At 72.4% G+C, this 4,909-nt stretch carries 3 protein-coding genes; all 3 read left to right on the forward strand.

All coding sequences use genetic code 11. The annotated features are described in order from the left end of the window. Window positions 1-216: 216 nt before the first annotated feature. A complete protein-coding gene (locus tag VFV89_RS09990; RefSeq protein ID WP_329705783.1) occupies window positions 217-636 on the forward strand; it encodes a VOC family protein in 420 nt (139 codons plus the stop codon). A 31-nt stretch (window positions 637-667) separates the two neighbouring features. After that, window positions 668-1,201, forward strand: a complete 534-nt coding sequence (locus tag VFV89_RS09995; protein WP_329705784.1) for a hypothetical protein — start codon at window positions 668-670, stop codon at window positions 1,199-1,201. A gap of 146 nt (window positions 1,202-1,347) precedes the next feature. Next, a partial coding sequence (mfd, locus tag VFV89_RS10000; protein WP_329705785.1) for a transcription-repair coupling factor occupies window positions 1,348-4,909 on the forward strand: 3,562 nt, incomplete at its 3' end.

Below are 4,909 nucleotides of genomic sequence, written 5' to 3' on the forward strand. Positions count from 1 at the left end.
CCGGAAATTGGTCGGAGCGGCCACGACAGTGAATCCCCCAACTCCTGTCGTCACCGCTCCGCACTACAAGAGACGCTCGGAGCCGCGCCGCCGTTCCGTGCTGCACTGTTTATCCGCCAAATTCGGTACGCCGCCCGGCTCCGGTCCGGACGGGGCCGATCCGCCGGGCGGGATCTCGTTTGAGCTGTGTCGGTGCCGGTGGGCAGGGTGGCGCCCATGACGTCGTACATCTCCCACACCACCGTCGACTGCCACAACGCCTATGAGCTCTCCGAGTGGTGGAAGCCCGTGCTCGGCTACACCGACCTCGAGGGCGACCCCAACCTGCCGGGCCACGAGGAGTGCATGATCCGCGACCCCGAGACCGGCCACCAGCTGCTGTTCATCGAGGTGCCCGACGAGACGCTGCCCGCCAAGCGGATCCACTTCGACCTGATGCCGCGCGAGGGCACCCGCGACGAGGAGCTCGCCAGGCTGCTCGAGCACGGCGCCACCGTGGTCGACGACCTGCGTGAGAGGTGGGGGCCCAACACCGGCTGGGTGGTCCTCGCCGACCCCGAGGACAACCAGTTCTGCATCCTGCGCTCCCAGGCCGAGCGCGAGGCGGCGGGCCGGTCACAGCCCGACGAGTCCTGACTCGCAGCCCCCGAGCGGGCACACTTGGCAGGTGCAGGTCTCCGACCCGGCGCCGGCCGAGGTCCTCGAGATGGACGGCGGCCCGCGGCTGTCCGCCAGGGGCCGCCGGGTGCTCGTGGTCGTCGTCGCGGTCCTGTGCGTGGTGGGGGTGGTCGGGTGGCGGGTCGACGCCCGGTCGCGCGACCGTGACGAGCGGGCGGTCTCGGCCTGCCGGACCGCCGCCCTGCGCGCCGACGCGCGTGCGTCCGGCCTCGTCGGCTACATGGTCCACGAGGTCGATCCGGTCCTCTACAAGATCCCCGCGGGGCCGCGCCGCGACGGGATCGTGAAGCTCGTCGCCGACGCCGCCGGCCGGGGACTGCCGGGGGTCCGCCGGGCGCTCGCCCTCTGCCGTGCCACCGACGTGGCCTGGCCGCACCGCACGCTGCGGCACCGGCGGGACAGCTATGTCGACTACCTCGTGGCCAGGGTCCGGCGGCTGGAGGAGATCGCGGCCAACGGCCACTCCTACTACCGCGACCAGCCCCAGCTCGCCCTGCTGCGCGAGCGCGCGTTCGGGGCGTGAGCCCGGAACCCGCGGCCGCCTCACTCGCGCCAGGGCTCCGGCCTGACTGCGCTCGGTCCCTCCTCGTAGGATCGAGGCCAACACCCCCTACCGCTGCGCGGTCGGGGGCTCTCGTGCTGTGCCCTCCCATCTCCCGATAGGCAGAAATGACGCTCTCCGGCCTCTCCGACGCCGTCCTCGCCGACCCCACCCTCGACGAGGCGATCGCCGACGCCCGCGGCGGCGCGGTGCGCGCGCTCGACCTGACCGGTCCGGCCGCGCTGCGGCCGTTCGTCGTCGAGGGCCTGGTGCGCGCGGGCCGCACCGTGCTCGTCGTGACCGCGACTGCCCGCGAGGCAGAGGACCTCGTCGAGGAGCTCGGCTCGCTGCTCGACGAGGACACGGTGGGGCTCTTCCCGAGCTGGGAGACGCTCCCGCACGAGCGGCTCAGCCCGCGCAGCGACACCGTGGGCCGCCGGCTGGCGGTGCTCCGCCGGCTGACGCACCCCGATGAGGCACACGGGCCGCTCAGCGTGGTCGTCGCGCCGGTGCGCTCGCTGCTCCAGCCGCAGGTCAAGGGGCTGGGCGACCTCGAGCCGGTCGAGCTGATGCCCGGTCAGACCGCGCCGATGGAGGACGTCGTGCAGCGGCTCGCGGACGCGGCGTACTCCCGCGTCGACCTTGTCGAGAAGCGCGGCGAGTTCGCGGTCCGGGGCGGCATCGTCGACGTCTTCCCGCCCACCGAGGAGCACCCGCTCCGGGTCGAGTTCTGGGGCGACGACGTCGAGGAGATCCGGAGCTTCTCGGTCGCCGACCAGCGCACCCACGAGACCGTCCACCGCCTGTGGGCGCCGCCGTGCCGCGAGCTCCTGCTCACCGACGACGTCCGCCGTCGCGCCTGGGAGCTGGGCGAGCGGCACCCGCAGCTGGTCGAGCTGACGGACAAGATCTCCGCCGGGATCGCCGTCGAGGGGATGGAGTCGCTCACGCCGGTGCTGGTCGACGAGATGGAGCTGCTGGTCGACCTGCTGCCCATTGAGTCGCACGTGCTCGTCCTCGACCCCGAGCGGGTGCGCCGCCGGGCCCACGACCTGGTGGCCACCAGCGAGGAGTTCCTGGGCGCCAGCTGGGCCGCTGCCGCCAGCGGCGGCGAGGCGCCGATCGACCTCGGTGCCGCGTCCTACCGCTCGCTCGGCGACGTCCGCGCGCACGTCCTGGCCACAGGCCAGAGCTGGTGGTCGGTCAGCCCGTTCGGCCTCGCCGACGAGGGCGAGATGGGTGCCATCGCAGCGGAGGTCCCGACAGGCTCGACCAGCGAGGACGAGACACCCGGCGTACCGACCCGCACGCTCCCGATGCAGGCCGCCGACGCCTACCGCGGCGACGTCGACCGCGCCTTCGAAGACCTCGGGCGCTGGCGGTCCCAGGGCTACCGCACCGTTGTGGTCCATCCCGGCCACGGCCCGGCCCAGCGCACCGTCGAGGCGCTCGGTGAACGCGACGTCGCGGCGCGGCTGGTCGAGCGGCTCGAGGACGCGCCGCCCTCCGACGTGGTCACGGTCGCGTGCGGGTCGCTCACCCACGGCTTCGTCGACGACACCAACCGGCTGGTCCTGCTCACCGGCGAGGACATCTCCGGCCAGAAGGCGTCCACGCGCGACATGCGCCGGATGCCGGCCCGGCGCAAGCGCCAGATCGACCCGCTGGAGCTCTCCGCGGGCGACTACGTCGTGCACGAGCAGCACGGCGTCGGCCGCTTCGTCGAGATGCGGAAGCGCGAGGTGGCGGGCGCGGTCCGCGAGTACCTCGTGCTCGAGTACGGCGCCGGCAAGCGCGGCGGCCCGCCGGACCGGCTCTATGTCCCGGCCGACGCCCTCGACCAGGTCACCCGCTACGTCGGCGGCGAGCAACCCAGCCTCGACCGGCTCGGCGGCGCGGACTGGAACAAGCGCAAGGGCCGGGCCCGCAAGGCGGTGCGCCAGATCGCGGCCGAGCTGATCAAGCTCTACGCCGCCCGGCAGGCCACCAAGGGCCACGCCTTCGGCCCGGACACCCCCTGGCAGCGTGAGCTCGAGGACGCCTTCCCGTTCAACGAGACCCCGGACCAGCTCACCACGGTCGACGAGGTGAAGGCCGACATGATGCGGACGGTCCCGATGGACCGCCTCGTGTGCGGCGACGTCGGCTACGGCAAGACCGAGATCGCGGTGCGCGCTGCGTTCAAGGCCGTACAGGACGGCAAGCAGGTCGCCGTGCTGGTGCCCACGACGCTGCTGGTCACCCAGCACCTCTCGACGTTCCAGGAGCGGATGAGCGGCTTCCCGATCCGGGTCGAGGGGCTCTCCCGGTTCCAGACCGACAAGGAGGCGCGCGCGGTCATCGACGGGCTCGTCGACGGGACCGTCGACATCGTGGTCGGCACCCACCGGCTGCTCAACCCCGACATCCGGGTCAAGGACCTCGGGCTGATCATCGTCGACGAGGAGCAGCGGTTCGGCGTCGAGCACAAGGAGCAGATGAAGCGGCTGCGGACCTCGGTCGACGTGCTGTCGATGTCCGCCACGCCGATCCCGCGCACGCTGGAGATGGCGATCACCGGCATCCGGGAGATGTCGACCATCACCACCCCGCCCGAGGAGCGGCACCCGGTGCTGACCTACGTCGGCGCCTACGAGGACCGCCAGGTCACCGCGGCCGTCCGCCGCGAGCTGCTGCGCGAGGGCCAGGTGTTCTACATCCACAACCGGGTGCAGTCGATCGAGAAGGCCGCTGCCCGGCTCCGCGAGCTGGTCCCCGAGGCCCGGGTCGCGACCGCGCACGGCCAGATGGGGGAGCACCAGCTCGAGCAGGTGATGCTCGACTTCTGGGAGAAGCGGTTCGACGTCCTCGTCTGCACCACGATCGTCGAGTCCGGCCTCGACGTGTCCAACGCCAACACGATGATCATCGAGCGGGCCGACACCCTCGGGCTCTCGCAGCTCCACCAGCTCCGCGGCCGGGTCGGCCGCTCCCGCGAGCGCGCCTACGGATACTTCCTCTACCCGGCCGAGAAGCCGCTGACCGAGACGGCCCACGAGCGGCTCGCCACCCTGGCCCAGCACTCCGACCTCGGTGGTGGCATGGCGATCGCGATGAAGGACCTCGAGATCCGCGGCGCCGGCAACCTGCTCGGCGGCGAGCAGTCCGGCCACATCGCCGACGTGGGCTTCGACCTCTACGTCCGGCTGGTCGGCGAGGCGGTGCACGAGTTCCGCGGCGACCAGGAGCCCGAGCTCAACGAGGTCCGCATCGAGCTGCCCGTCGACGCACACCTCCCGCACGACTACATCCCGAGCGAGCGGCTGCGGCTGGAGATGTACAAGCGGCTGGCCGAGGTCCGCTCCGACGACGACGTCGACCTGCTGCTGGAGGAGCTGAAGGACCGCTACGGCGAGCCGCCGGTCGAGGTCACCTCACTCCTCATCGTGGCGCGCTTCCGGGCCCGGGCGCGCCAGGCCGGGATCGGCGAGGTCACGATCGCCGGCAAGTTCGTCCGGTTCGCACCCGTGACGCTGCCGGAGTCGCGCGTCGTACGCCTCCAGCGCCTCTACCCGAAGTCGATCGTCAAGGCGCCGGTCGAGACCATCCTGGTGCCCCGGCCCCACGTCGGCGGCGTCCTGGGCAAGCCGCTCGACGGCATCGCCCTGCTCGAGTGGGCGCGGGGCGTCATCGACGCGGTGATCGACCCGG

The sequence above is a fragment of the Nocardioides sp. genome (genome assembly GCF_036274455.1).
Lineage (GTDB): Bacteria > Actinomycetota > Actinomycetes > Propionibacteriales > Nocardioidaceae > Nocardioides.